We start from the raw sequence: 24,222 nt of genomic DNA, 5'->3' as shown, positions 1-24,222 counted from the left end.
CGGTGCCGTACCGAACTGGCCGACCCGCCACCGAGGAGACGCCATGACGACGTCCCAGCGACAGAACCTGATCGACGTGATCATCGCCGACCACCGTGAGGTCGAGCAGGTGTTCACCGAACTCGAGGACACGACGGTCGACCCGCGCAGGCGCAGGGAGCTGACCGACCACGTCATCACCGAGCTCGTGCGGCACTCCGTGGCCGAGGAGCAGTACATGTACCCGGCCGCGCGCAAGCGGCTGCCGAACGGCGACGAGGTCGCCGATCACGAGATCGAGGAGCACTCCGAGGCGGAGCTGCTCATGAAGCAGCTGGAGGACCTGGAGGCGACCGACCCCAAGTTCGACGAGCTGCTCGGCAAGCTCATGGAGTCGATCCGCCATCACGTCGAGGACGAGGAGAACGACCTGCTGCCCAAGCTGCGGGAGGCCTGCTCCGAGGACGAGCTGGTGGAGCTGGGCGAGAAGATCATCGACGCCAAGCGCACCGCCCCGACCCGGCCGCACCCGCAGGCGCCGGACAAGCCACCGGCCAACCGCATCCTGGCCCCCGGGGCGGGACTGATCGACCGGATGCGTGACAAGCTCAGCGGCCGCGCCACCTGACCGCCCGGCCCGCACCCCACGGCCCCTAACGGCACGCCGTGCCGTTAGGGGCCGGTCATGGTGCGCCCTGCTCGGCGCCCGTGCCGCGCAGGGCGGCGCTGAGCCTGCTCACCACGTCCGGCAGTGGCGTGGTGGTGGTCAGCACGGCGACCACCGTCTGGTCCGCAGGCTGCTCGCCGCGCTCGGCCTGCCGTTCCGGCTCGGAGAAGGCGTCGGTGACGAGCCGGAACGCCTCCCTGGCGTGCGCGTGCACGTCGTCGGTGCCGCCGCTGCGCAGCCAGCGGCGCAGCACATGGTTGTGCGCTGCCGCCACCGCCGCCGCGGCCACGGAGCCGCGCAGGTCGGCTATGGGGTCGCCGTCGGCCTCGAACCGCGCCCGCAGGTAGGCGGCCAGCACGCGCTGGTAGCGGTCGACGCTGGCGACCTCCTTGTCCCGCAACGACGGCACGGTTCTCGTCAGCGCGTACCGCTTCACCGAGACCTCCGGGTCGGCCAGGTAGAAGTCGAGCACCAGCCCCACGGCCGCGCACGCGACCTCCACGGGGTTGCGCGCGGGATCGGCCGCGGCGAACAGCCGCTCGATGTCGCGCAGCACCTCCTCGTGGTTGGGAAAGATCGCGTCCTCCTTCGACCGGAAGTACCGGAAGAAGGTCCGCCTGCCGACCCCGGCCGCCGAGGCGATCTCGTCCACGGTCGTGGCCTCGTAGCCCTGCTCGAGGAACTTCTCGATCGCCGCCACGGTGAGGGCGTGGCGCAGCTTGCGCCTGCCTGCGGTGGTCCGGCCCGCGCGGGGCCGGGGCGATCGGGAAGGCTCGTCGGGCATGGGCAGAACCTAACAGGACATCTTGCTAACGGCACGCAGTGCCATTAGAGTACCGCGGGTACGGACAACGCAGTGCCGCCACGTGGCCCGCGATGGGCTTGAAGGGAACCGTCATGCGCGCCGAACAGAGCCTGATGCCCGAGCCCACCGCACGCCTGGACGAGTGCAGCACGCCGGACTACCGCGGCCTCTTCGGCTGGCCGGTGCGCTGGCAGGGCGGCGCGCCCGTGCTGGTCACCGGCTCCGGGATCGGCGCCGTGCTCGTGCCGAGGTCGCTGTCGGACCAGGTGCTCTACAGCCTGTCCCGGCAGGGCTGCGCCGGGCCGGCGCTGAGCGTGCCGACCCGGCGCGGCTCCGTCGTGCTGCTGCTCGTCGAGGCGGACGCGCCCGCGTTCGACCTGCAGCCGCTGCCCGACGGCGTCCGCGTGCTCACGGCGGGCACCACCATCCCGCTGCCCGACGAGCGCAGGCCCGACGACCTGTCGCACTGGATCGTGGAGCCGGACACCCACCAGCGCTGGCTGCCCAGTCTCGCCGCCGTGCTCACCTGCATCCGCTCGGCGGGCCGCGTGCCGCTCGACTTCGCCCTGACCTACCCGCCGCACCGCCGCGCGGGCTGAGCCCCGGCTCCGCCCGGGAGGCGTCACAGTACGGTCTCCCCCGCTAACACCGCCGTCTCCGGCCACGACACAGCAGGCGAACGCCGCCCGAAGCGCAGCATCCGGGCAGGCTCGCCCGCAGTCCATGGTCCGAGGGGGTGGCACTCATTCGTCGCACCACGCACGGAGCCGTGCGGTGACGATCCACGCCGAACGGACCCGGCAGGCTCCGGCCAGGCCCGCGACGTCGCGCCCCAGGGCGTCGATCGCCCGGACGGCCCACGCACTCGGGCTGGTGACGGGGCTGGCCGGGCTCGTGCTCGCGGCAGTACTTCCCTTCGCTCCGGTATGGAACGACCGCACCACCGTGCACTGGCCCGCCGCCGGTGAGCCGGCCACGCCGACCACCGCGTTCCTCACGCCGTACCGCCCGGTCTCGTTCCACGCCACCGTGCCCTGCGCCGGCCTGCGGGCCGCGCTCGCCCCCGGCGCGGAGCGGAGCACGATCCTCGCCACGACCCCGCCCGGGCTCGACCGGCCCGGGCTGATCGTCGCCGCGCAGCGAGGCGCGCTGCAGGTGGTGCTCGGTGAGCGGCAGGTGCCGCTGCCCCCACCGTCCGCCGCGCGGTGCGACCTGGTGATCGACGCCGACGCCCACCAGACCACCATGGTGCTCGGCGACCGCCCGCCGATACGGCTGCCCGGGGTCGCGGCACCGGAGATCTTCGTCCTCGACACGGACCTGCCGCCGGAACAGGCCGCAGGGCTCCAGGTCACGGCGCGGGCCTTCGCGTGGTTCGACACCTCCCCGACCGACCTCAAATCGAGCCTCGTGCATGCCGCGCTCATCCTGCTCGCCTGCAGCCTGGTGCTGCTCGTGGCGGCCTCGCCGCCCACGCGCGTGCCGGCGCCACGCGTCCGGCCCGGGCTGCTGCTCGCCGACCTCGGCCTGGCCGGAGTGCTCGCCTGCTGGGCGGTGATCGGCCCCGTCGCCGACGACGACGGCTGGGCCGCGCTGATCGCCCGCAACGGCGACGACATGACCAACTACTACCGCTGGTTCGACGCCTCCGAACTGTTCACCCTGGTGCACCAGGTAGTCAGGCAGGTCTCCGAGCTCAGTCTGCAGCCGGTGGTGCTGCGCCTGCCGAGCGTCGCCGCGGGCCTGCTCACCTGGCTCGTCGTCAGCAGGGGCATCGTGCACCCGCTGTGCCGATCCCGCAGACCGCTGGGGCTGCACCTGCTCACCGCCGTGTTCTTCCTGGCCTGCTGGCTGCCGTTCAACCTGGGCGTGCGGCCCGAGGCATTCGTCGCCCTCGGCTACGCCGCCACGTTCGCGGCGCTGCTCAAGGCCACCCGGCCGGACAGCACCGCGCCGTTCGGCTGGCTCGGGCTGGCCGCACTGGCCGCCGGGTCGACCATCGCCGTCACCCCCAGCGGTGTCGTCGTGCTGTGCACCGTGGCGCTGTTCGCACCCAAGGTCGTGCGGACCGTCGCCGGCAGCCCGCGAGCGCCGTGGTGGGCGATCGCCGCGCGGGCGGCGATGCTGCTCGGGGTCGGCTCGGTGGGGCTGGTCGCGTTGTTCGCCGACTCGACCGCCGGCGCCGTGTTCCGCGCCACGGAGATCCGCGACGAGCTGGGTCCGAGCCTCGGCTGGTACGAGGAGATCCAGCGCTACGAGGGCCTGCTCGGCACGACGACGTTCGGCGCCGCGGGCAAGCGGCTGGCCGTGCTGCTGACCGTCGTGGCGATGCTGCTGCTCGCGGCCGGCATCCTGCGCCGCACCCACCGCGCCGCCGGGCTGCCCGGCGCCGGGTTGCTGCTCGGCGCCCTCACCGCGGGATTCGCCGCGATGTGGCTCACGCCCACCAAGTGGTCACACCACTTCGGCGCACTCGCCGGGCTCAGCGCCCCGGTGCTGGCCGTCGCCGTGGTACTGCTCGCGCGCGCGGGCGGACTGGCCGGCGCCCGGAGGGCGGTCCGGGTGCTCGGGCCCGCCGGGCTGGGCCTGGTGGCGCTGGCCGCGGGCCTGTCGTTCGTCGGTCCCAACGCCTGGCCCACGCACTCCGACTACGGTGTCCCCTGGTCCGACTCGCCGGTGCGGCCCGGCGGCCTCCCGCTCGACAACCCGGTGCTGTGGTTGCTGGCCGGTGCCGCCGCGGGCGGGGTCGTGGCGCTGAGGCCCCTGGTGGTCAGATCGCGGGCGAGGACCCGGCACCCGGCGGGCAATCCGGGCTGGACCGCGATGCCCGCCTCGGCGCTCACGCTCGCCGCCCTGACGTCGGTCGCCGTGCTGCTCGGCGGTTTCCTCGCGGCGCCGTCGGCCATGGCCGCGAGCTACTCCGTCGGCGGCGACAACTGGGACCGGCTCACCAACGGCCCGCGGTGCGGGCTCGAGGACCATGTCGAACTGCTGCCGCTTGCCGCGGGAGGGACTCTCCACCCGGTGGCGGCGCCTGCCGCGCGGCCCGTGCTCGACGGGTTCGTCGCCGGGGGCGGGCTACCCGGCCGGCCCATGCCCGCGGAGCCCCGCCGGGGTCCGCGGGCCCTGCCGCACTCGGCCACCCCGCACGTGTGGGGCAGCCTGCGCGGCGGCCCCGTCACCACGGGCTCACTCGCCACCGAATGGTTCGCGCTGCCCGCGCTGGCACCGGAACAGCTGCTGTCGTTGTGGCTGGCGGGCCGGCCGGAACAGGGCAACACGGTGTCCGTCGAGTTCGGACAGTCGCACGGCCCCGGATCGACGGTGAGGCCGCTCGGCACCGTGGCCATCCGCGACCCGGCGCCCGCGCAGCTGCCCTACGACGACCCCCGGCACGGCCGGGACGAGGACTGGCGAGACTTCCGGCCCTGGCGGAACCTCACGGTGCAGCGCGGCGCGGTTCCCGAGGGGGCGGACCGGGTGCGGGTGCTCGCCGAGGACCGCAGCACCGATCCACAGGGCTGGCTGGCGGTGAGTGCGCCGGTCGTGCGTGACATCGTCCCGCTCGCGCGGTTTCTGCGGGCCCGCAGCCCGGTACTGGTGGACCAGATGATCGGTTTCGTGTTCCCGTGTGTCGACGACTACCCGGTGGTGGAGGGCACCGCGCGAGCCCCCAGGGTCGTCCTTTCGCCCGCCGAGGGGCCCATGGCCTCGGCGTTCCACGCCGACGACGGCGGCGTATTCGCCGGAGTGCGCGCGAGCGCCCGCCTGTTGGAGGTGCCAAGCAGGCTGGCGGGCGCGCCCGGACACACCTGGGGCCACGTCTACGTGCCGCAGTACCGGTACGAGACGGACGCCTACGACGTGCGCCGGCAACGCGTGCGCATCGGCGGCGCCGACGGGCAGGGCGCCTACCCGTTCACCGAGTGAGCGGAGCGGGCCTGGCAGAATCCGTGCGGGTGAGGGCGGTCGTCTACCCCGACCACGGGGTCGTTCCCGAACTGGCCGACGTGCCGGAGCCCGTGTGCCCGGCCGATGGTGTGGTGCTCACCGTCGGCGCGACCGGGCTGTGCCGGTCCGACTGGCATGCGTGGAGGGGGCACGATCCGGTGCCGCTGCCGCATGTTCCCGGCCACGAGCTCGCCGGCACCGTCGCGCGGACGGGACCCGAGGTCACCCGGTGGCGGCCCGGTGACCGCGTGACCGTGCCGTTCGTCTGCGGTTGCGGCCGATGCGAGCACTGTCACGCGGGCGAGGCCCAGGTCTGTCCATACCAGACGCAGCCGGGCTTCACCGGGCCGGGCTCGTTCGCCGAGCGGGTCGCGATCCACGCCGCGGACACGAACCTCGTCGCGCTGCCGGACTCGGTGGACTTCGTGACGGCGGCGTCGCTGGGCTGCCGCTTCGCGACCGCGTTCCGTGCGCTGACCGCGCACGGCCGGCTCACCCGCGGCCAGTGGCTCGCGGTGCACGGCTGCGGAGGGGTGGGCCTGTCCGCGGTGCTGATCGGCGCCGCGCTCGGTGCCCGGGTGGCGGCCGTCGACGTCGCGACCTCGGCGCTGCGGCTGGCCCGTGACCTCGGCGCGGAAGCCGTCGTCGACGCCGCGGCGGACCCCGACCCGGCGGCGACGATCCGCGAGCTCACCGGGGGTGGCGCGGCCGTGTCGCTCGACGCGCTGGGGTCGGCGGCCACGGCCGTGTCGTCGGTGCGCTGCCTGCGCAGGCGCGGCAGGCACGTCCAGGTGGGGCTGCTGCTCGGCGAGGCGGCCACCCCACCGCTGCCGATGGACCTGGTGGTGGCGTGGGAACTGCAGCTCTACGGCTCCCACGGGATGGCCGCCAGCGAGTACCCCGCCATGCTGGCGCTGATCTCCGACGGCACGCTGCGGCCGGAGCGGCTGCTCGGCGACGTGATCGGGCTCGCCGACGCCGGCCCGGCGCTCGCCGCGCTGGACGGCGCCTCGCCCGTGGGCATGACGGTGATCGACCCGGCCCGGTGAGCGGCGGTGTCCCGCCCGTTGCTCACATCCGCCTGCCGGGCGGAACGTAGGGCTCACCCGTCAGGTCGGCGCCGGTGCCCTGCCGGCCCGCGCCGATGCCGCGCAGCGTCACCATGCGGCTGATGTCGCTCGGCGAGACGATGCCTGCCAGCTCACCGTCCGAGAAGACCAGTGCCCTGCCGTCGGTGCAGCCGCCGAGCCGTTGCAGCAGGTCCGACAGCGGCTCGTCCGGCTCGGCGAGCGGCACGTCCACAGGCGGGCACGCCACGTCGGCGAGCCGGGTGGTGTCGCGCCACTCCGCGGGCACCGACTTGAGCCGGTTCAGCGTGATGAGACCCTGGAGCCTGCCGTGCTCGTCGAGCAGCGGAAAGGCCGAATGCCTGCGGACCAGCGCCACGTCGTGCAGGAACGCCGACACGGTGGCGTCGCCGTCGGCGGTGTCGGGGCCGGGCGTCATGACGTCGCGGACGCGGACGCCGGCGAGTGCGGAGCCGAGTTCGGCCTGGCGTTCCTCGGCGCCGGCCATGCTCGCGATGAACAGGCCGATGAGGATCCACCACAGGCCGTTGCCCGCGCCGTCGAACAGCAGCCGCCACGCACCGAGGAACACCAGGGCCAGGCCGAGGCCGCGGCCCGCGCGCGCCGACCACACCGCGGCCCTGGTGCGGTCGCCGCGCCACGCCCACAGCGCTGCCCGCAGGATCCGGCCGCCGTCCAGCGGTGCGGCCGGAATCAGGTTGAAAGCCGCGAGCACGCCGTTGATCACCGCGAGGTAGGCGGGGACGATGGACACCAGCGACGGCGCGTCGACGGTGGCGCACAACCAGGCGACGAGGCCGAATCCGGCGCCCACCAGCACGCTCATCAGGGGGCCGACCCCGGCGATCCGCAGATCCGCCCCCGGCGAGCGGGTCTCACCGCGCAGCCGCGCCACGCCGCCGAGCAGCCACAGCGTGATGCCCTCCACGCCGATGCCGTTGCGCCGCGCGACGACCGCGTGGGCCAGCTCGTGCGCCAGCAGCGACGCCAGGAACAGCACCGCCGCCACGAGGGCGGCGACGGCGTAGGCGTAGGCGGGGTAGCCGGGAAGGACCCGGGGCCAGCTGGCGTAACCCAGGCCCACGACGAGCACGATGAGGATGCCGAGCACGCTCCAGTGCATGCCCACGCGCACGCCCGCGATGGTGCCCAGCCTGAGGGTCGGAGTCATCCGGTGTGCCCTTCGGTCGGGCCGCGATCCGCCATCAGATCGGCTGGAACGCGGTCAGCTGGAACAGTCCGTTGCGGCACACCGGGCCGAACGGCCAGTTCACGCGGAACCGGTCGTTGTCGTGGGCCGGCGACACCAGCAGGTAGGCGGGATCCGGCTGGCACTGCGCGGCACCCCGCTCCGACGGCGCCGCCGTCGTGCCCCACCGCAGCAGCATCCCGGCCCGCTCGCCCGGGTCCAGGACCAGCGGATCGGGCACCGCACCCGAGGTGCGCCGCATCGCGGTCGGCAGCGACTGCCCCTCGGGACCGATGAGCCGCAGCTCGCCGTAGCCCTGCAGCACGCAGGCACCGGCGAAGGTGTTGGTCAGCCGCAGCATCGCCTGCCTGCCACCGTCGGCGGGTTCCGCGGGCGCCATGCGCCCCCGCAGCATGTGCGCACCGCAGTAGGGCACGTCCTTGCCGCCCGCAGGCTGGACCAGGCCGTCGACGTCGGCGGTGCGCGGCGAGGCCGTGCCGCAGGCCGCGAGCGTCAGCCCGGTGACAACGGCCACGAGCGCGGCGAGCAGGCGACGCGGGTCAGCGCGCATGGCCGGTGTTCCCCACGCCTGGCGCACCCTCGGCCTGCAACGCCTCGCGGGCCCGGTCGGCCACCTGGGTGTCGGCCAGTACGTCGTAGCTGGCTGCCCGGACGCCGGGGAACGAGCTGAAGTCGCGCCTGCCGCGGGTCGCGGCGTGTCCGGCCGCCCCGAACGCGGCGCCGATCAACGCCCCGGCCACCGCGCCGAAGAGCGCTCCCCACAACGCCAGCCACAGGTCGCCGATCAGCGGCGCCACCCAGCCGAACAGGCCGAACAGCCAGCCGAACAGGGCGCCGACCACCGCACCGGTCGCCGCTCCCCTGCCCGCGGCCGAGGCGACGGTGTAGCGGCCGGTGATCTGCTCCACCATCTCCAGTCCCCGGCCGACGATCACGGTGCGCTCGACCGGGAAGTCGTGGTCGGACAGGTAGTCCACGGCGCGCTCCGCGTCGGCATACCGCGGATAGCTGCCCACGGTCTCCTGCGGTGCGGTCCTCGTGGCGGGCTCGTACGGGGTACTCATCGCCAATCTCCTCCTGTGATCTCGCGGGCGCTGCCCGCCGCAGCGCTCAGGCGCGCCAGGCGTCGAGCACCCGCAGCGGGGTGCCCTGCATGCACGTCGTGGCCTGGTTCGGGTGTGTCCTACCGCGTACCACCGCCTGCACGCCCGGCTTCAGCACCGGCTCCGGCTCGAGCAGCAGGTACTCCCGTCCGCCGGCCGACAGCACCAGGCAGTTCGGCTCCACACCGCTGGCCACGGTGCCGCGCACGGTGATCTCCTCGCCGGGCTTCGCCGGCGGGCTGGTCGGCGTCGTCGTCGACGACACGCTCGGCGGGGCCGGCGGCATCCGGTCGGTGGGTGGTGTGTCACCACAGGCCGCGAGCAGCGGCAGCGCGACGGCGGTTGCGGCTGCCGGAACGAACGGGCGCACGGGCGGCTCCTCTCCGGGCGGCACACGACGGGTTCCCGATCGGAGTGCCCTCTCCGCCGGTGTCCGAATCAGGGCGTTTTTCCTTCGTGATGTGCCGCGGCCGCGATCGGGGATTCACCCGGTCGGTGCTCGGGTAGTCGTCCAGCATGTCGCCCCACTCGTCACCCCGGTCGTGGAAGCGCGCTCTCGCGGCGGCCGCGGCCTCCGCACTGGTCCTGGCCCCCGTCGGATGCACCGCGGACGGAGGCGGCCGGCAGGATTCGCGGGCACAGCAGCAGACGAGCGCGCCGGCGCAGGGCCAGCAGGACACCGGCTACGCCGACCTGGTCGAGCAGGTCGAGCCGAGTGTCGTCACCGTGCGCACCGGCTCGGGCCTCGGCAGCGGTGTGGTGCTGCGCGACAACGTCGTGGTCACCAACCAGCATGTGGTCAAGAACCAGCGCCAGGTCACCCTGGTCTACGCCGACGGCACGCAGTCGGGCGGGAGGGTGCTCGCCACCGACGAGGTCACCGACCTCGCCGTGCTCCGCACCGAGCGCGGCAACCTGCCGGTTCCGGAGTATCGGACGCAGCTGCCGCGACAGGGCGAGCGCGCACTGGCGATCGGCAGCCCGCTCGGGTTCCAGAACTCGGTGACGGCGGGCATCATCTCGGGGCTGCACCGGGAGATCCCCGGATCGGCGGGCCAGACCCAGTCGCTGGTCGATCTGATCCAGACGGATGCCTCGATCTCGCCCGGCAACTCCGGCGGCGCGCTGCTGGACGCGCAGGGCCGCGTCATCGGCATCAACGAGGCCTACATCCCACCGTCGGCCGGTGCCGTGTCGCTGGGCTTCGCGATCCCCTCGGCCACCGTCCTCGACGTGGCCGACGAGCTGCTGAAGGACGGCACGGCCACCCACGCCTACCTCGGGGTGTCGCTCGGCCGGATCACTCCCGCGATCCGGGACCAGCTGGGCCTGCAGACCCAACAGGGCGCGCTCGTACTCGGCGTCGACGACGGCGGCCCCGCCACCGAAGCAGGCCTGCGCAGGGGCGACGTGATCGTCCGGTTCGACGACCAGCAGATCGCCAACGTCGAGGACGTCCTGTCCGCGTTGCGGCGGGCCGAGCCCGGCCAGCAACACCAGCTGACGTTCGTGCGGAACGGGCAACGCCAGCAGACGAACGTGACCATCGGCTCGCGCGAGGGCTGACGGGCGCCGCAGCGACAACCCGACAAGGCGCAGACGTTCGGCACCGCCCCCGCCCGGGTACCCGCCAGGTCATGCAGGACCAGCAGAACGATCCGCAGCAGGAGTACGTCGAGCATCTCGCCGAGCGGGAAGCGAACCGCACCTCCCCCGCCGAGAACGAGAAGGACGAACTCGGCGACGAGTCCCCCGACCAGCCGGCCCAGCCGGGGCGGGCGGCAGCGTCCTCCCGCGGCGAGCAGGCCAGCCCGACGGGCGCGGTCGGACTCAGCGACTACCCGCTCGACGACGACTCCCGGCGGCGCGGCTGACCGTCCGCATCGCTGCCGTTTGCCCTCCGGACGCAAGGGTACCCGGCGGGCATGCTCGTAGCGGCCTGCAAACCGGGACACGACGGGGCCATCGCCGTGCTCGACGACGGACGCCTGAGGTTCTCCCTGGAGTCCGAGAAGGACTCCTTTCCCCGCCACTCGCCGTTCACGCCCAGCACCATGCTGCACGTCGCCGAACGTCTGGACCGCGTACCCGACGTGGTCGCGCTCGGCGGCTGGCAGTCCGGCAGGCTGCCCGTCGGCGCCGGCTACCACGGCGTCGCTGCCCCGGTGCGGCGCAGCACCCGCTTCCTCGGCGAGCAGGTCGAGCTGTTCTCGTCCTCACATGTCCGCTCGCACATCATGATGGCGCTCGGCATGGCCCCGGACAGCGAAACACCCCGGGAGCAGGCCGTGCTCGTGTGGGAGGGGGTCACCGGCGCGTTCTACCTGATCGGTGAGGACTACACGGTGCAACGGGAGATTCCGGTGCTGGATCAGCCCGGGGCCCGGTATGCGTTCCTCTTCGCGCTCGCCGACCCGACCTTCGCGGACACCGGCGCCGTGCCCGACCTGTCCGACAGCGGCAAGCTCATGGCGCTGGCCGCCTTCGGTGACACCGCCCACACGGATGACGCGATCACCGACACCGTCGAGCGCATCCTGCGCCAACCCACGCTCTACCCCGCCCCGAAGGAATCGTTTCGCGACTCGCCGGTGTACAACGCCGGTGTCGAATCCGAAGTGGCCACCACAGCGGCCGCCGTGCTGTCCGACCGCCTGTTCACCGAGTTCTCGCTCACCGCGAAGGAGGAACTGCCGCCCGGCATTCCACTGCGGATCTCCGGCGGGTGCGGACTCAACTGCGAGTGGAACGCCCGCTGGCGATCCGAAGGCTACTTCTCGTCGGTGTTCGTGCCACCGTGCACCAATGACTCGGGTTCGGCGCTGGGCACGGCCATCGACGCCTGGTGCTCCAGCACCGGCGACCCGCACATCGAATGGGACGTCTACAGCGGACTGGAATTCGAATGGGACACAGCCCCGGACCCGGCGCGGTGGTCTTGCGTACCCCTTGATCCGCGAGCCGTGGCCTCGGCGCTGGCCGAGCGGCGCATCGTCGCGTGGGTGCAGGGGCGGTGGGAGATCGGCCCCCGCGCTTTGGGCAACCGCTCGCTGCTCGCCGAGCCTTTCGACCCGGCGACGAAGGACCGGCTCAACACCATCAAGCAACGCGAGGACTACCGGCCGATCGCGCCGTGCTGCCGCGTCGAGGACCTCGCCGACGTCTTCGACGACGACACCCCCGACCCGCACATGCTGTACTTCCGGCGGTTCCGCACCGATGGCTTCGGTGCCGTCACGCATGTCGACGGCACCGCCCGTGTTCAGACGGTGAGCCAGGCCGGCAACGCGAAGCTGCACGAGCTGCTGACGGCGTTCGCCGCGGAACGCGGCACCGGCATGCTGTGCAACACCTCACTCAACTTCAAAGGCACCGGGTTCATCAACCATCTGTCCGATCTGACCCGGTTCTGTGAGTCGCAGGGCATCGACGACATGGTGGTGGGCGACGCCTGGTTTCGCCGCTGCTGACTCGCTACCGCGACCTCTTCGACACCAGGAAGGAGATTGGCGACATGTCGCACGAGGAGTACCCGGGACAGACTCTGGTGACGACCGACCACGACGAGATCAAGGCGTGGGCCGAACAGCGGGGTGCGGTTCCCGCTAGCGTGCCGGGCAGCACCTACGACGATCACCTCGGCAGGCTCCGCTTCGACTTCCCCGGCTACGGCGGGGAGAAGCTCGAGCACGTGTCGTGGGAGGAGTGGCTGTCCACCTTCGACGAACGCAAGCTGGAATTCGTGTACCAGGAGCACCGCAAGGGCGGTGAGGAGAGCAACTTCTTCCGTGTCAGGCAGCGTTCCTGACAACCTCGCCGCGACAGCGGTTCGGGTCCGGACCGGAGTGGTCCGGACCCGAACGCCGGCGCCCGCTCAGCCGACCGCCGCACGGCCGGGCCGGAGGTCGACCCTACGCAACAGCTGGGCGTTGAGCGCGACGACCACGGTCGACAGGCTCATCAGCACAGCCCCAACCGCCATCGGCAGCACGAATCCGGCCCAGGCAAGCGCGCCGGCGGCGAGCGGGATCGCGGCGAGGTTGTACCCCGCCGCCCACCACAGGTTCTGGATCATCTTGCGATAGCTCGCCGCAGACAGTGTCCTCGCCGCCACCACAGCGCGGGGGTCGTCGGAGGCCAGCACGATACCGGCGGACTCGATGGCCACGTCCGTGCCGGCGCCGATCGCGATGCCCACGTCGGCTCGCGCCAGGGCAGGCGCGTCGTTCACACCGTCGCCGACCATGGCCACGATGTGGCCGCGCCGTTGCAGATCCGCCACCACGGAGTCCTTGTCCTCGGGCAGCACCTCGGCGAACACCTCGTCGATGCCGAGGTCCGCGGCCACCGCCTCGGCGACCTGTGTCGCGTCGCCGGTGACCATGGCAACCGTGATGCCGAGGCGGTGCAGCGCAGCGACCGCGGCGCGGGATTCGGCACGGACCTGGTCCTCCAGAGCCAGCGCACCGAGCATCCCTTCGCCGCTGAGCACGTACAACACGGCCGATCCCCTCGACTGCCATGCGGCGACCCGCTCGCCGAGCTCCTCCGGGATGCGCACCCCGCTCTCGCGCAGCAACGCCGGACCGCCCACGGACACCTGCCGTCCGTCGATCGTGGCCTCGACACCGCGACCGGTCATGGCGCGGAAGGTCCCGGCGGCGGGCACCGTGACACCGCGCTGCGCGGCGTCGGCAACGATCGCCCGCGCCAGCGGATGCTCGCTGTCCGACTCGACGGCGGCGGCGAGGGCGACGAGGCCGTCCTCGTCACCGTCCACGGCGGCGACGCCGGTGACGGCGTGCTGGCCCTCGGTCAGCGTGCCTGTCTTGTCGAACAGGACGGCGTCCACGTCGCGCATCCGTTCCAGCGCGAGGCGATCCTTCACCAGGATGCCGTTGCGGGCCGACTTCGCCGTGGAGATCGACGTCACGAGCGGGATGGCCAGGCCGAGCGCGTGCGGGCAGGCGATGATCAGCACGGTCACCGAGCGCACGAGCGCAGCGTCGGGATCGCCGAGCAGTACCCACGCGAGCACGGTGACCGCAGCGACTGCCACGGCCACGTAGAACAGCAGCGCGGCCGCGCGGTCGGCCAGCAGTTGGGTCCGCGACTTCGATTCCTGTGCCTCGGCGACCAGCCGCTGGATGCCGGCGAGTGCCGTGTCGTCGCCCACGGCATCCACTCGCACCCGCAGCGAGCTGTCGGTGGACACGCTCGCGGCGACGACACGCTCGCCTTCCCCGCGGGTGACCGGTGTGGACTCTCCGGTGAGCATGGACTCGTCCAGATCCGCGGACCCGTCGACGATCGTGCCATCGGCGGGTACGCGTCCGCCGGGGCGGACGAGCACGACGTCGCCCACGGACAGGTCGCTGATGCGAACGGTGGTCACCGTCCCGTCGGGGAGCACGCGTTCCGCCTCGTCGGGCAGTAGCTCGGCAAGCGCCGCCAGCGCTCCCTGGGCCTGGCCGATTGCCCGCATCTCCATCCAGTGGCCGAGGAGCATGATGACGATGAGCAGTGACAGCTCCCACCAGACCTCCACCTCGAATAGGCCGATGCTGGCCGCGAGGCTGGCCACGTAGGCGACCGAGATCGCCATGCCGATGAGCAGCATCATGCCGGGCGCGCGGTCGCGGATCTCCGCCACCGCACCCACCAGGAACGGCCATCCGCCGTACGCGAAGATCGCGGTGCCGAGCACGGGCGCGATCAGGCTCGCGCCGGGGAACGCGGGCGCCGTGTAGCCGAGCCACATCTGGATCATGTCCGCGTAGGCGATCACCGGAAGTGTCAGCACCAGCGACAGCCAGAACCGGTCGCGGAACATGGCCGGCGAGTGCCCGGCGTGCTTGTCGTGGCCGCTGTGCCCGTGACTACCGTGCCCGTGGCCGCGGTGCCCGTGACCGTCATGCCGGCGGTCACCCTGCTGCGCCCGACCGTGCTGCCCCGGCGTCGCGTGATCGGTGACGTTTCCACGCATCGCGATCTCCTCCCTTATACCCCCTCGGGGTAACTGCCGCCGGAAATATACCCCGCAGGGGTACCAACGGCAAGGGGCGTAGGTCACACGGACGACCGCCCGGAAGACCGACGAACCACCGCACGTCCTCGCACCGCAGCGCTCCAGTGCGTGCGCCGCTCAGCCGGGCGGAGGATCGTGCAGGGGTGGCGGATCGCTGGTGTACGTCCGCCCGCCCGGCGTGGTGACGGTCAACCTTCCGGTGCCCCCGTCCAGCCCGTAGTCCCAGCCAGGCTTGTCCTTGAGCCGATGGTGGCGGCGGCAGTAGCCGATGAGCTCGCGGTGGTTGGTGCCGCCGTGCTTGCCCCAGGGCCTGTGATGATCCACGTCGCCGAACTGGGCGGGCCGCTGGCAGCCCGGGAAGCGGCACTCACGATCCCGGACGCGCACGAACTCGCCGGTGACCACGGGCGGGCGGTACCGCTGCCGCCCCACATCCACCGGACGGCCGGTGAGCGGATCGGTGACGATGCGCCGCCAGACGCTCGACGGATCGTGCGCGATCTGCCGCGCCAGCCAGGCCGGAATCGACCCGTGACCGGCCAGCTCGGCGGGGTCGTTGTTCAACTGCGCCAGCGTGCGGAAGTCGATGTAGACGAAGATCTCCGCCTTGGTCGCTTCGGTTCCGCACTGGCCGCCCAGGACCAGGTCCGTCAGCACGTCGGCGCGGAGCTGGTCGAGCGAGCGTGACTCCCGTTTGCAGCGAAGACCCCGCGCCGCACGATCGATCCTCGCGTAGACGGCGCTGGCCACCTCGGCAGGCAGCTCTGCCGCCACCGTGGCCATGGCCTCGTCCCGGTGGCGCAGCTCGACACGCCGGTCGGCGCGCCTGCGCATGGCCCGTGCGGCGGCACCGGCCGGGTCGACCTTGTGCACGACCCGTTGCACCGCTCGCCGCACGTTGACCGGCGTCTTGCCCTCGAGCCTGCCGACCAGTCCCCGGTCGACGGCCCTGGCCTGCTCGTCGGTCAGACATGCGGTCGGTTCGACGACCTTGCGTGCCTTGTAGGCATCGATCTCCCCGGCGCGCAGCGCGGCGAACGTCTCCGGCAGGCGCCGTGCCAGCGCCTCCGCGACCGCCAGCTCACGGCGAGCGTGCGGAACGCTGACCGCCAGCACCAGCGCAAGTTCCTGGGCGGCATCCGCTGGATCCCCCACCACCTCCAGATACGTGTTCAGGCGCCGGTACAGCGCGGCCGATATGCGTCCGAGCTGCCGTTGCAGCGACGCAATCTTGTCCAGGCTCTGAGCCCGTTGCGATATCCGTGTCTCCCCCATAAGCTCGACGGTACTCGAACACCAGTTCGACTACCCAGTACACCATCGGGTGACACAGCGGATGAGCGGCTCGGACCCGCAACGCGCCACGTCAACGCACCACTGCACAGCCGGGGTGCCGGGGACGCGACTCGCCGGACCGAGCACACCACTGCAGGACAGCGGCCGCGACTGCGGGGCATCGATCACGACCAGTGTGTTTCACAACCTTTGCACCGGGAACTCGAACGAGGACCATCCCGCATCGAGTCGGAGGAACAGCAATGCAGCAGGTGGCTGACTACATCGTCGACCGCATCCGGGAATGGGGTGTGCACCGCGTCTACGGCTACCCGGGCGACGGCATCAACGGCCTGCTCGGCGCGTTCGACCGCGCCGAGGGCGACCCCCAGTTCGTGCAGACCAGGCACGAGGAGATGGCCGCGTTCATGGCGTGCGGCCACGCCAAGTTCACCGGCGAGGTGGGCTGCTGTGTGGCGACGTCCGGGCCCGGCGCCATCCACCTGCTCAACGGCCTGTACGACGCCAAGCTCGACCACCAGCCCGTGGTGGCCATCGTCGGCCAGCAGAAGCGGATCTCCCAAGGCGCCCACTACCAGCAGGAGGTGCACCTGGAGAGCCTGTTCGCCGACGTGTCGGAGTTCATCCAGTCGTGCATGCATCCCGGCCAGGTCCGGCACGTGATCGACAGGGCGTTCAAGACCGCGCTCACCACCCGCAGCGTCGCGACCATCGTCGTGCCGGTCGACCTGCAGGAGGAGGAGGCCCAGCCCGCGCCACCCAAGACCCACGGCGCCGTGTACTCCAGCGTCGGCTGGAGCCAGCCGAGGGTGCTGCCCAACAAGGAGGAGCTCGCCAAGGCTGCCGAGGTGCTCAACGAGGGGCAGAAGGTCGCCATGCTCGTCGGCCAGGGCGCCCGTCATGCGGAGAGCGAGATCATCGAGGTCGCCGAACTGCTCGGCGCCGGTGTCGCCAAGGCGCTGCTCGGACGTGAGGTGCTCGACGACGACCTGCCGTTCGTCACCGGCCCCATCGGTCTGCTCGGTTCCGAACCCAGCGACGACATGGTGATGAACTGCGACACCCTGTTCATGGTCGGCACGAGCTTCCCCTACGCCGAGTGGCTGCCCGACGAGGGCAGCGCCCGCGGGGTCGAGATCGACATCGACGGCAGCATGATCGGGGTTCGCTACCCCATGGACGCCCACGTCGTCGGCGACGCCAAGGAGACCCTGAAGGAGCTCATCCCCCTGCTGCAGCGCAAGGAGGACCGCGGCTGGCGCGAGCGGATCGAGAAGAACGTGCGCACCTGGAACCGCACGCTCGAAGACCGTGCAGGCCAGCACTTCGAGGGCAAGATCAATCCGCAGGCGGTGGCGCAGGTGCTCTCCCCCCTGCTGCCCGACGACGCCATCCTCACCGCCGACTCGGGTTCGGCGACCAACTGGTGGGCCCGTCACCTCAAGCTGCGCAACGGGATGCGCGCCTCGCTGTCCGGAACGCTGGCCACGATGGGACCCGGTGTGCCGTACGCGATCGCGGCCAAGTTCGACTACCCGGACCACCCGGTCATCGCGTTCGTCGGTGACGGCGCCTTCCAGATGAACGGCATGAACGAGATGATCACGGTGCAGCGCTACGCCGACCAGCTCGGCGGCTCCCCACCGCTGATCTTCTGCGTGTTCAACAACCAGGACCTCAATCAGGTCACGTGGGAGCAGCGGGCCATGGGCGGCGACCCGAAGTTCATGGGCTCGCAGTACATCCCCGACGTGCCGTTCGCCCGCTACGCCGAACTGCTCGGCATGCGTGGCATCTACTGCGAGGACGTCGGCGGCATCGAGCAGGCGTGGCGCGAGGCGCTGTCCAGTGACCGCCCCGTCGTGCTGGAGTTCAAGGTGGACCAGGAGATCCCGCCGCTGCCCCCGCACATCAAGATGGAGCAGGGTAAGAAGTCGGCCAAGGCCATGATGTCCGACCCGGAGAAGATCGGCGTCGGGGTCCGCGGCTTCCGCCAGAAGCTGAGCGAGTTCTACGAGAACCTGCCCGGCCGCGACCGGTGATGGCCCACGCAGCCGACGCCGGGACGGTGCCCGTCGACGCCGTCGACGTGCACGCGTTCTCGGTGCCCACCGACGGGCCGGACGGCGTCGAGTCCGACGGCACCCTGGAATGGGACTCGACGACCATGGTTCTCGTCCAGGTGCACGGCGGGGGCCGCACCGGAACCGGCTACACCTACGGCGACGTCTCCGCCGCCACGTTCGTCGAGTCGAAGCTGGGCTCGGTCGTGCGCGGCGGGGACGCTCTCGCGCCGCCCGCCCTCTGGCATCGGATGACGGCCGCCATCCGCAACGCCGGCCGCTCCGGCGCGGGCGCGATGGCGGTGTCCGCCGTGGACATCGCGTTGTGGGACCTCAAGGCCCGCCTGCTGGACGTCCCGCTGTACCGGGCCTTGCCCGCGCATCACGACGAGGTGCCGGTCTACGGCAGCGGCGGGTTCTGCAACTACCCCCTCGACCGGCTGACCGGGCAGCTCGCAGGCTGGGTCGAGCAGGGCATCGGCAGAGTGAAGCTGAAGACGTCGCGATTCCCCGCGGAGGATCCGAAGCGGCTCACCGCGGTCCGCGACGCGATCGGCGCGGAGCCGGAACTCTACACCGACGCCAACGGCGCGCTCTCCCGCAAGCAGGCCCTGTACTGGGCTCACCGGTTCGCCGCCGAGTGGGGCGTGTCCTGGCTCGAGGAACCGGTCACCTCCGACGACCTCGCCGGCCTGCGCCTGCTGCGCGACCGCGGACCCGGCGGGCTCGACGTGGCGGCGGGCGAGTACGCGTTCGTGCCGCGGGACTTCGCCGACCTTCTCGGCGCGGGGGCGGTGGACTGCCTGCAGGCCGACGTCACGCGCTGCGGCGGCATCTCCGGGTTGCTGGAGGTGGCCGGGCTCACCGGCGTCCACCAGATCGACCTGTCCGCGCACTGCGCGCCCGCCGTGTCGGCCCACGCCTTCTGCGCGGTGCGGCGGCTGCGGCATCTCGAGTACTTCCACGACCACGTCCGCTGCGAGAGTACGGCCTTCGACGGCACCCTCAGCCCCCGGGGCGGGGCGCTGCGCCCGGACTCCGGCCGGGCAGGCCTGGGGCTGGAGGTGCGCTGGGCGGACCTCGAACCGTTGCGGGTCCACGGCTCCCGCGCGGCCTGACCGAGAGGAGACCATCATGGCGAGCACGGCTCGGCAGGCCGTGCGGGACGTCCCGGCCAAAACCGACCCCGCCGTACCCGGCCCACCGCGAGGGAGGGTCCGGATCGATGTCCGTTCCCTCGAACGCGCCCTGCGCGCCGAGGTCGAGGGCGAGGTGCGCTTCGACCGTGGCTCGCTGGCGATGTACGCCAACGACGCGTCGAACTACCGGCAGGTGCCCATCGGTGTCGTCGTGCCGAAGACGCTCGACGACGTGGTGGCGGCACACCGGGTGGCGAGCCGGTTCGGCGCGCCGGTGCTCAACCGCGGTGGCGGCACGAGCCTGTCCGGCGAGACGGTGAACTACGCGCTGGTGCTCGACCACACCAAGTACCTCACCGGCATCGGCGAGTGCGACCCCGAGCGGCGGCAGGTGACCTGCGAGCCCGGCGTGATCAACGAGCAGCTCAACATCGCCACCGGCACGTACGGGCTGGTGTTCGGTCCGGACCCGTCGTCGCACTCGCGGTGCGCGATCGGTGGCAACATCGGCAACAACTCGTGCGGCATCCACTCGGTGCAGTCGCAGCTGTACGGCCCCGGCCCGCGCACCAGCGACAACGTCGAGGCCCTCGAAATCGTCACCTACGACGGCGAGCGCTTCTGGGTCGGCGTCGACGAGGAGGACCGGCTCGACGCGATCATCGCGGAGGGCGGGCGCAAGGGCGAGATCTACGCGAAGCTGCGCGATCTGCGCGACCGCTACGCCGACGCGATCCGCGGCGGGTTCGCCCCGGTGACCGAGGTGCCGAGGCGCGTCTCCGGCTACAACCTCGACGAACTGCTGCCCGAGCGCGGGTTCAACGTCGCCAGGGCGCTCGTCGGCACCGAGAGCACCTGCGTGACCGTGCTGCGCTCCACGCTGCTGCTCACCCCGGCACTGCGGCAGCGCACGCTGGTCGTCGTGCGCTACGACGACATCGTGCAGGCCGCCGAACACGTCACCGAGATCGTCGAGAAATGGCGGCCGATCGGGCTGGAGGCGCTGGACCACGACCTGATCGAAAGCCAGCTGGAACAGCACATGCACGCCGAGGACATCAAGGAACTCCCCGGCGCGCCCGAGGGTGCGTGGCTGCTCGTGCAGTTCGGCGCCGACACCGCGGACGAGTCGCTCACCCAGGCCGAACGCTTCACGGAGTGGCTGCGGCGCAAGAAGAAGTACAGCGACGACCGCATGCTCATCGCCAAGAGCGTCCAGGAGGGCGGCAACAGCGAGGACATCTGGGAGATCCGCGAGGGCGGCCTCGGCGGCACCGCGTTCGCGCACGGCAGGGACAACTGGCCCGGCTGGGAGGACTCGGCGGTGCCGCCCGAGCGGATCGGCGAGTACCTAGCCGCGCTCCAGGAGAAGATGGCCGAGTACGGCCTCAGCGGCGCCATGTACGGCCACCTGGCTCAGGGCTGCGTGCACTCCCGCATCAATTTCGATCTGCGCAGCCGCTCCGGTATCCGCACCTACCGCGCCTTCCTGGAGGACGCCGCCGACCTCGTGGTGTCCTTCGGCGGGAGCCTCTCGGGCGAGCACGGCGACGGCCAGCAACGCGGCGAACTGCTCGAGAAGCAGTACGGGCCCCGGCTCCTGCAGGCGATGCGCGAGTTCAAGGCGATCTGGGACCCCGAGTACAAGATGAACCCCGGCAAGGTCGTCGACGCCTACCCCCTCGACGAGGACCTGCGGCTCGGCACGGACTACAACCCGTGGCGGCCCGACACCACCATGTTCTACGGCGAGGAGCGCGGCGATTTCGCCCACGCCGGCCTGCGCTGCGTCGGCATCGGCAAGTGCCGCAACCCGACGGCCACGCAGACCATGTGTCCCAGCTACCAGGTCACGCGCGAGGAGAAGCACAGCACCCGCGGCAGGGCCAGGCTGCTGTTCGAAATGCTGCAGGGCGACGTCATCACCGACGGCTGGCAGTCCAAGGACGTGGCCGAGTCGCTCGATCTGTGCCTGGCCTGCAAGGGCTGCACCAGCGACTGTCCGGTGAAGGTGGACGTCCCCACCTACAAGGCGGAGTTCCGGCACCACCACTACCGTTCGTGGCGGCGCTGGCGGCCGCGGCACGCGTACGCGCTCGGCCTCATCGACCAGGCCTCCCGCGTCGCGGCCCGCGTGCCCGCGCTGGCCAACCTCGCGACGCAGACCCCGGTGCTGTCCCGGCTGACCAAGCTCGTCGCCGGCCTCGACCAGAAGCGGCCACTGCCCGCGTTCGCGCCGATGACGCTGCAGGAGTGGTTCCGCCGCCGGGGCGGCACGGCGAACCCGCACGGCAGGCCGGTCGTGCTGTTCCCCGACACCTTCAACAACCACCTGCACACCGATGTCGGCGTGGCCTGCGTCGAGGAGATCGAGGCCGCCGGGTGGCGCGTCATCATGCCACAGGCACACGTGTGCTGCGGCAGGCCGCTCTACGACTACGGCTTCCTCGACCTCGCACAGCGCTACCTCGCCCGCGTGCTCGACCAGCTGCGTCCCTACCTGCGAGAGGACGTCCCGATCGTCGGCATGGAACCGAGCTGCCTCGCCGTGTTCAAGGACGAGCTGTTCCGGATGATGCCGCACGACGACGACGCACGGAGGCTGGCCGCCAACGCCTACCACTTCCCGGAGTTCTTCCGCACCTTCGGCATCGAACCGCCGGAGGCCTCCGGCGATGCGCTGCTGTGGGGACACTGCCACCAGCGCGCGACCGGTGGCATGGACCCCGAGCGGGAGCTGCTGGAGGACATGGGCCTTTCGGTGCAGAACCTCAAGGGCGGCTGCTGCGGGCTGGCCGGGTCGTGGGGTTTCGAGGACGGCAAGTACGACATCTCGATGGACTGCGGGGAGCAGGCGCTGCTGCCCGCAGTCCGGGAGGCCGACCCCTCCACGCTGGTCGTGGCCGACGGGTTCTCGTGTTCCTCGCAGATCGCCGACGCGGGCACAGGACGCACGGCGCTGCACACCGCCCAGGTGATGCGGATGGCCCGCTCGGGGGAACACGGGCTGCCGGGCAAGCCGGAGCCGTCGCCCGCACGGCGCGCGGCGCGGGCAGGCACCGTGGGCGCCGTCGCCGCGGCCGTCACCGCGGCGACGGTGACCGGCGCGCGGGCCTGGCGGGGGAAGCGGCGATGACTCCGGGGCCGCATGTCCTGCGCGACTACGCGCTGCTGGCCGACGGCGAACGCGGCGCGCTCATCGGGCAGCGCGGCGAGATCGTGTGGCTGTGCGCGCCGCGCTGGGACTCCGAGTCCGTCTTCGCGCGGCTGCTCGGCGGGCATGGTCACTACACGATCCGTCCCGCCGATCCGTGGTTCGTGCCCGGCGGCTTCTACGAGGACGGGTCGCTGATCTGGCGGTCGCGCTGGCGGCTGTCCGGCGGCGCGATCGAGTCCCGGGAGGCGATGGCCCTGCCGGGCGGCACCGGGCGGCTGGTGCTGCTGCGGCAGGTGCACGCCCTCGACGGGGACGCCGAGGTGGACGTGGCGCTCGACCCGAGGTCCGACTTCGGCCGTGAGCCGATGCGGGAGCTGGCCCGGGACGACGGCGTCTGGCACGCGCGGCTCGGCGGGCTGTACCTGCGCTGGTCGGGCTGTCCCGAGGCCAAGGCCGCGGGACCGGGCCTGGCGGCGCGGATGGCGGTGCCCGGCGGGTCCACCCACGATTTCGTGCTGGAGATCTCCGAGCGGCCGTTCGAGGGGCCGCCACCGGATCCCGATCGGGCCTGGGAGGTCACCGAGCACAAGTGGCGCGCGGAGGTGCCGCGTCTCGACGGCGTCATCGGCGACCGCGACGCGCGGCTCGCCTATGCCGTGCACCGGGGGATGACGAGCGACCATGGCGGTGTGGTCGCAGCGGCCACCACGTCGCTGCCCGAGCGGGCCCGCGCGGGCCGCAACTACGACTATCGCTACACGTGGATCCGCGACCAGAGCTACGCCGCGCAGGCCCTCGCGGCCGCCGGTGACGACCGGCTGTTCGACCGGCACGTGGACTGGCTCGTGGAACGGTTGCTGGCCGACGGCGCGTCGCTGCGTCCCGTGTACACCGTCAGTGGTGACCCGGTGCCGCCCGAGCGCCCGATCGAGGGGCTGCCCGGGTACCCGGGCGGGGTGCCGAAGACGGGTAACCGGGCAGGCGCCCAGTTCCAGCTGGACGCGCTCGGCGAGGTGCTGCTGGTGCTCGCGGCCGCGGGCAGGCGCGGCCGGCTGGACAGCACACGGTGGCAGGCCGTGGAGACGGCCGTGTCGGGGATCGAGAAGCGCTGGGGAGAGCCCGACGCGGGTGTCTGGGAGCTGGAGGACGACCACTGGGCCCACTCGCGGCTCATCTGCGCGTCCGGCCTGCGGGCGATCGCCGCCGTGGAGCCGGGCCGCGGTGACGCCGCGTCGTGGAGTGCGCTCGCCGACGCGATCGTCGCCGACGCCGCGAGCGACTGCCTGCACCCGGACGGGCGCTGGCAGCGTTCCCCGCACGACCCCAGGGTGGACGCCGCGCTGCTGCTGCCGGCGATCCGGGGGGGCGTGCCCGCGCAGGACCCGCGCAGCACCGCGACGTTGCAGGCGGTGCGCGAGCAGCTCACCGAGGACGGCTACGTCTACCGGTTCCGGCACGACGAAAGGCCGCTTCATGCGGCCGAGGGCGCGTTCCTGCTGTGCGGGTTCTTCACCGCGCTGGCGTGCCTGCAGCAGGGCGAAGTCGTCGAGGCCAGGGGCTGGTTCGAACGCAGCAGGGCGGCGTGCGGGCCGCCCGGCCTCTACGCCGAAGAGTACGACGTGGTGCAGCACCAGCTGCGCGGCAACCTGCCCCAGCTGTTCGTGCACGCGCTGATGCTGCAGGCGTCGTGCGCGTTGACCCGCACCTGAGCGCCCTCCCCCAGCAGTACGTCGGCC

General features: G+C 72.1%; 19 protein-coding genes. 12 read left to right on the top strand and 7 right to left on the bottom strand.

The genetic code is table 11. From position 1 onward, the window contains the following. The first annotated feature begins 43 nt into the window (after positions 1-43). The gene (locus tag BAY60_RS21155; RefSeq protein ID WP_112282801.1) at positions 44-607 is read left to right on the top strand and encodes a hemerythrin domain-containing protein; all 564 of its coding nucleotides are present in this window, start codon (positions 44-46) and stop codon (positions 605-607) included. A 55-nt stretch (positions 608-662) separates the two neighbouring features. Here BAY60_RS21155 and BAY60_RS21150 read toward each other — a convergent pair whose 3' ends face one another. Next, positions 663-1,430 (bottom strand): TetR family transcriptional regulator, encoded by a 768-nt coding sequence (locus tag BAY60_RS21150; RefSeq protein ID WP_112282800.1) that lies wholly within the window; start codon positions 1,428-1,430, stop codon positions 663-665. Positions 1,431-1,543: 113 nt separating this feature from the next. Here BAY60_RS21150 and BAY60_RS21145 point away from each other — a divergent pair, with 113 nt between their 5' ends. The 3 genes from BAY60_RS21145 to BAY60_RS21135 all read left to right on the top strand — a co-directional run bounded on the left by BAY60_RS21145 (position 1,544) and on the right by BAY60_RS21135 (position 6,451). Then, complete coding sequence (locus BAY60_RS21145) at positions 1,544-2,050, top strand: hypothetical protein (protein WP_245992730.1); 507 nt, start codon at positions 1,544-1,546, stop codon at positions 2,048-2,050. Between the two features lie 175 nt (positions 2,051-2,225). Then, positions 2,226-5,381 (top strand): arabinosyltransferase domain-containing protein, encoded by a 3,156-nt coding sequence (locus BAY60_RS21140; RefSeq protein WP_170160498.1) that lies wholly within the window; start codon positions 2,226-2,228, stop codon positions 5,379-5,381. 29 nt (positions 5,382-5,410) lie between these two features. Next, entirely contained in the window at positions 5,411-6,451 is a 1,041-nt protein-coding gene (locus BAY60_RS21135) for a zinc-dependent alcohol dehydrogenase family protein (RefSeq protein ID WP_112283501.1), read from the top strand. 22 nt (positions 6,452-6,473) lie between these two features. On the opposite strand, the gene BAY60_RS21130 is transcribed toward BAY60_RS21135, so the two are convergent. From BAY60_RS21130 to BAY60_RS21115, 4 genes are read right to left on the bottom strand one after another with little or no spacing between them, the layout of a single operon-like run. Beyond that, positions 6,474-7,661, bottom strand: a complete 1,188-nt coding sequence (locus tag BAY60_RS21130) for a site-2 protease family protein (protein WP_112282798.1) — start codon at positions 7,659-7,661, stop codon at positions 6,474-6,476. 34 nt (positions 7,662-7,695) lie between these two features. Next, the gene (locus tag BAY60_RS21125; RefSeq protein ID WP_112282797.1) at positions 7,696-8,250 is read right to left on the bottom strand and encodes a DUF4232 domain-containing protein; all 555 of its coding nucleotides are present in this window, start codon (positions 8,248-8,250) and stop codon (positions 7,696-7,698) included. Then, positions 8,240-8,764, bottom strand: coding sequence for a YflT domain-containing protein (locus tag BAY60_RS21120; protein ID WP_112282796.1), 525 nt, complete (start codon positions 8,762-8,764; stop codon positions 8,240-8,242). The genes BAY60_RS21125 and BAY60_RS21120 overlap by 11 nt, the downstream gene beginning before the upstream one ends. 46 nt (positions 8,765-8,810) lie before the next feature. Beyond that, a complete protein-coding gene (locus BAY60_RS21115; RefSeq protein ID WP_112282795.1) occupies positions 8,811-9,173 on the bottom strand; it encodes a hypothetical protein in 363 nt (120 codons plus the stop codon). Positions 9,174-9,319: 146 nt separating this feature from the next. Here BAY60_RS21115 and BAY60_RS21110 point away from each other — a divergent pair, with 146 nt between their 5' ends. The 4 genes from BAY60_RS21110 (at position 9,320) to BAY60_RS21095 (ending at position 12,611) form a co-directional block, all read left to right on the top strand. Continuing rightward, positions 9,320-10,369, top strand: coding sequence for a S1C family serine protease (locus BAY60_RS21110; protein WP_112282794.1), 1,050 nt, complete (start codon positions 9,320-9,322; stop codon positions 10,367-10,369). Between the two features lie 71 nt (positions 10,370-10,440). After that, on the top strand, positions 10,441-10,677 hold the full coding sequence (locus BAY60_RS21105; RefSeq protein WP_112282793.1) for a hypothetical protein: 237 nt from the start codon (positions 10,441-10,443) through the stop codon (positions 10,675-10,677). A 51-nt stretch (positions 10,678-10,728) separates the two neighbouring features. Continuing rightward, positions 10,729-12,273, top strand: a complete 1,545-nt coding sequence (locus BAY60_RS21100; RefSeq protein WP_112282792.1) for a carbamoyltransferase C-terminal domain-containing protein — start codon at positions 10,729-10,731, stop codon at positions 12,271-12,273. Between the two features lie 44 nt (positions 12,274-12,317). Beyond that, positions 12,318-12,611, top strand: coding sequence for a hypothetical protein (locus BAY60_RS21095; RefSeq protein WP_112282791.1), 294 nt, complete (start codon positions 12,318-12,320; stop codon positions 12,609-12,611). A gap of 66 nt (positions 12,612-12,677) precedes the next feature. Here BAY60_RS21095 and BAY60_RS21090 read toward each other — a convergent pair whose 3' ends face one another. Together BAY60_RS21090 and BAY60_RS21085 are read right to left on the bottom strand one after the other, a co-directional pair. Further along, positions 12,678-14,789: a heavy metal translocating P-type ATPase gene (locus BAY60_RS21090; protein ID WP_112282790.1), complete on the bottom strand. Its 2,112-nt coding sequence runs from the start codon at positions 14,787-14,789 to the stop codon at positions 12,678-12,680. Between the two features lie 159 nt (positions 14,790-14,948). Next, positions 14,949-16,106 (bottom strand): HNH endonuclease signature motif containing protein, encoded by a 1,158-nt coding sequence (locus BAY60_RS21085; RefSeq protein WP_112282789.1) that lies wholly within the window; start codon positions 16,104-16,106, stop codon positions 14,949-14,951. A 263-nt stretch (positions 16,107-16,369) separates the two neighbouring features. Between BAY60_RS21085 and BAY60_RS21080 the strand changes: the two genes are divergently transcribed. From BAY60_RS21080 to BAY60_RS21065, 4 genes are read left to right on the top strand one after another with little or no spacing between them, the layout of a single operon-like run. Further along, positions 16,370-18,169 (top strand): thiamine pyrophosphate-requiring protein, encoded by a 1,800-nt coding sequence (locus BAY60_RS21080; protein WP_112282788.1) that lies wholly within the window; start codon positions 16,370-16,372, stop codon positions 18,167-18,169. Next, entirely contained in the window at positions 18,169-19,308 is a 1,140-nt protein-coding gene (locus tag BAY60_RS21075; protein ID WP_112282787.1) for an enolase C-terminal domain-like protein, read from the top strand. The genes BAY60_RS21080 and BAY60_RS21075 overlap by 1 nt, the downstream gene beginning before the upstream one ends. A 16-nt stretch (positions 19,309-19,324) precedes the next feature. Then, positions 19,325-22,465 (top strand): FAD-binding and (Fe-S)-binding domain-containing protein, encoded by a 3,141-nt coding sequence (locus BAY60_RS21070; protein WP_112282786.1) that lies wholly within the window; start codon positions 19,325-19,327, stop codon positions 22,463-22,465. Next, the gene (locus BAY60_RS21065) at positions 22,462-24,195 is read left to right on the top strand and encodes a glycoside hydrolase family 15 protein (RefSeq protein ID WP_112282785.1); all 1,734 of its coding nucleotides are present in this window, start codon (positions 22,462-22,464) and stop codon (positions 24,193-24,195) included. The genes BAY60_RS21070 and BAY60_RS21065 overlap by 4 nt, the downstream gene beginning before the upstream one ends. Positions 24,196-24,222 lie beyond the last annotated feature (27 nt).

Origin of the sequence: Prauserella muralis, from assembly GCF_003202285.1 — a bacterium.
GTDB lineage: Bacteria > Actinomycetota > Actinomycetes > Mycobacteriales > Pseudonocardiaceae > Prauserella_B > Prauserella_B muralis.
Note: the sequence above shows the minus strand (reverse complement) of the source record. Positions and strands in the feature narration are given on the sequence as shown.

Excerpts from the sequence above, each read along its gene's own strand:
- BAY60_RS21095 (WP_112282791.1), top strand. The coding sequence starts at position 12,318 with ATGTCGCACGAGGAGTACCCGGGACAGACTCTGGTGACGACCGACCAC.
- BAY60_RS21085 (WP_112282789.1), bottom strand. The coding sequence starts at position 16,106 with ATGGGGGAGACACGGATATCGCAACGGGCTCAGAGCCTGGACAAGATT.
- BAY60_RS21090 (WP_112282790.1), bottom strand. The coding sequence starts at position 14,789 with ATGCGTGGAAACGTCACCGATCACGCGACGCCGGGGCAGCACGGTCGG.
- BAY60_RS21120 (WP_112282796.1), bottom strand. The coding sequence starts at position 8,764 with ATGAGTACCCCGTACGAGCCCGCCACGAGGACCGCACCGCAGGAGACC.
- BAY60_RS21065 (WP_112282785.1), top strand. The coding sequence starts at position 22,462 with ATGACTCCGGGGCCGCATGTCCTGCGCGACTACGCGCTGCTGGCCGAC.
- BAY60_RS21130 (WP_112282798.1), bottom strand. The coding sequence starts at position 7,661 with ATGACTCCGACCCTCAGGCTGGGCACCATCGCGGGCGTGCGCGTGGGC.
- BAY60_RS21075 (WP_112282787.1), top strand. The coding sequence starts at position 18,169 with ATGGCCCACGCAGCCGACGCCGGGACGGTGCCCGTCGACGCCGTCGAC.
- BAY60_RS21110 (WP_112282794.1), top strand. The coding sequence starts at position 9,320 with ATGTCGCCCCACTCGTCACCCCGGTCGTGGAAGCGCGCTCTCGCGGCG.
- BAY60_RS21105 (WP_112282793.1), top strand. The coding sequence starts at position 10,441 with ATGCAGGACCAGCAGAACGATCCGCAGCAGGAGTACGTCGAGCATCTC.
- BAY60_RS21080 (WP_112282788.1), top strand. The coding sequence starts at position 16,370 with ATGCAGCAGGTGGCTGACTACATCGTCGACCGCATCCGGGAATGGGGT.
- BAY60_RS21145 (WP_245992730.1), top strand. The coding sequence starts at position 1,544 with ATGCGCGCCGAACAGAGCCTGATGCCCGAGCCCACCGCACGCCTGGAC.
- BAY60_RS21155 (WP_112282801.1), top strand. The coding sequence starts at position 44 with ATGACGACGTCCCAGCGACAGAACCTGATCGACGTGATCATCGCCGAC.
- BAY60_RS21125 (WP_112282797.1), bottom strand. The coding sequence starts at position 8,250 with ATGCGCGCTGACCCGCGTCGCCTGCTCGCCGCGCTCGTGGCCGTTGTC.
- BAY60_RS21070 (WP_112282786.1), top strand. The coding sequence starts at position 19,325 with ATGGCGAGCACGGCTCGGCAGGCCGTGCGGGACGTCCCGGCCAAAACC.
- BAY60_RS21150 (WP_112282800.1), bottom strand. The coding sequence starts at position 1,430 with ATGCCCGACGAGCCTTCCCGATCGCCCCGGCCCCGCGCGGGCCGGACC.
- BAY60_RS21100 (WP_112282792.1), top strand. The coding sequence starts at position 10,729 with ATGCTCGTAGCGGCCTGCAAACCGGGACACGACGGGGCCATCGCCGTG.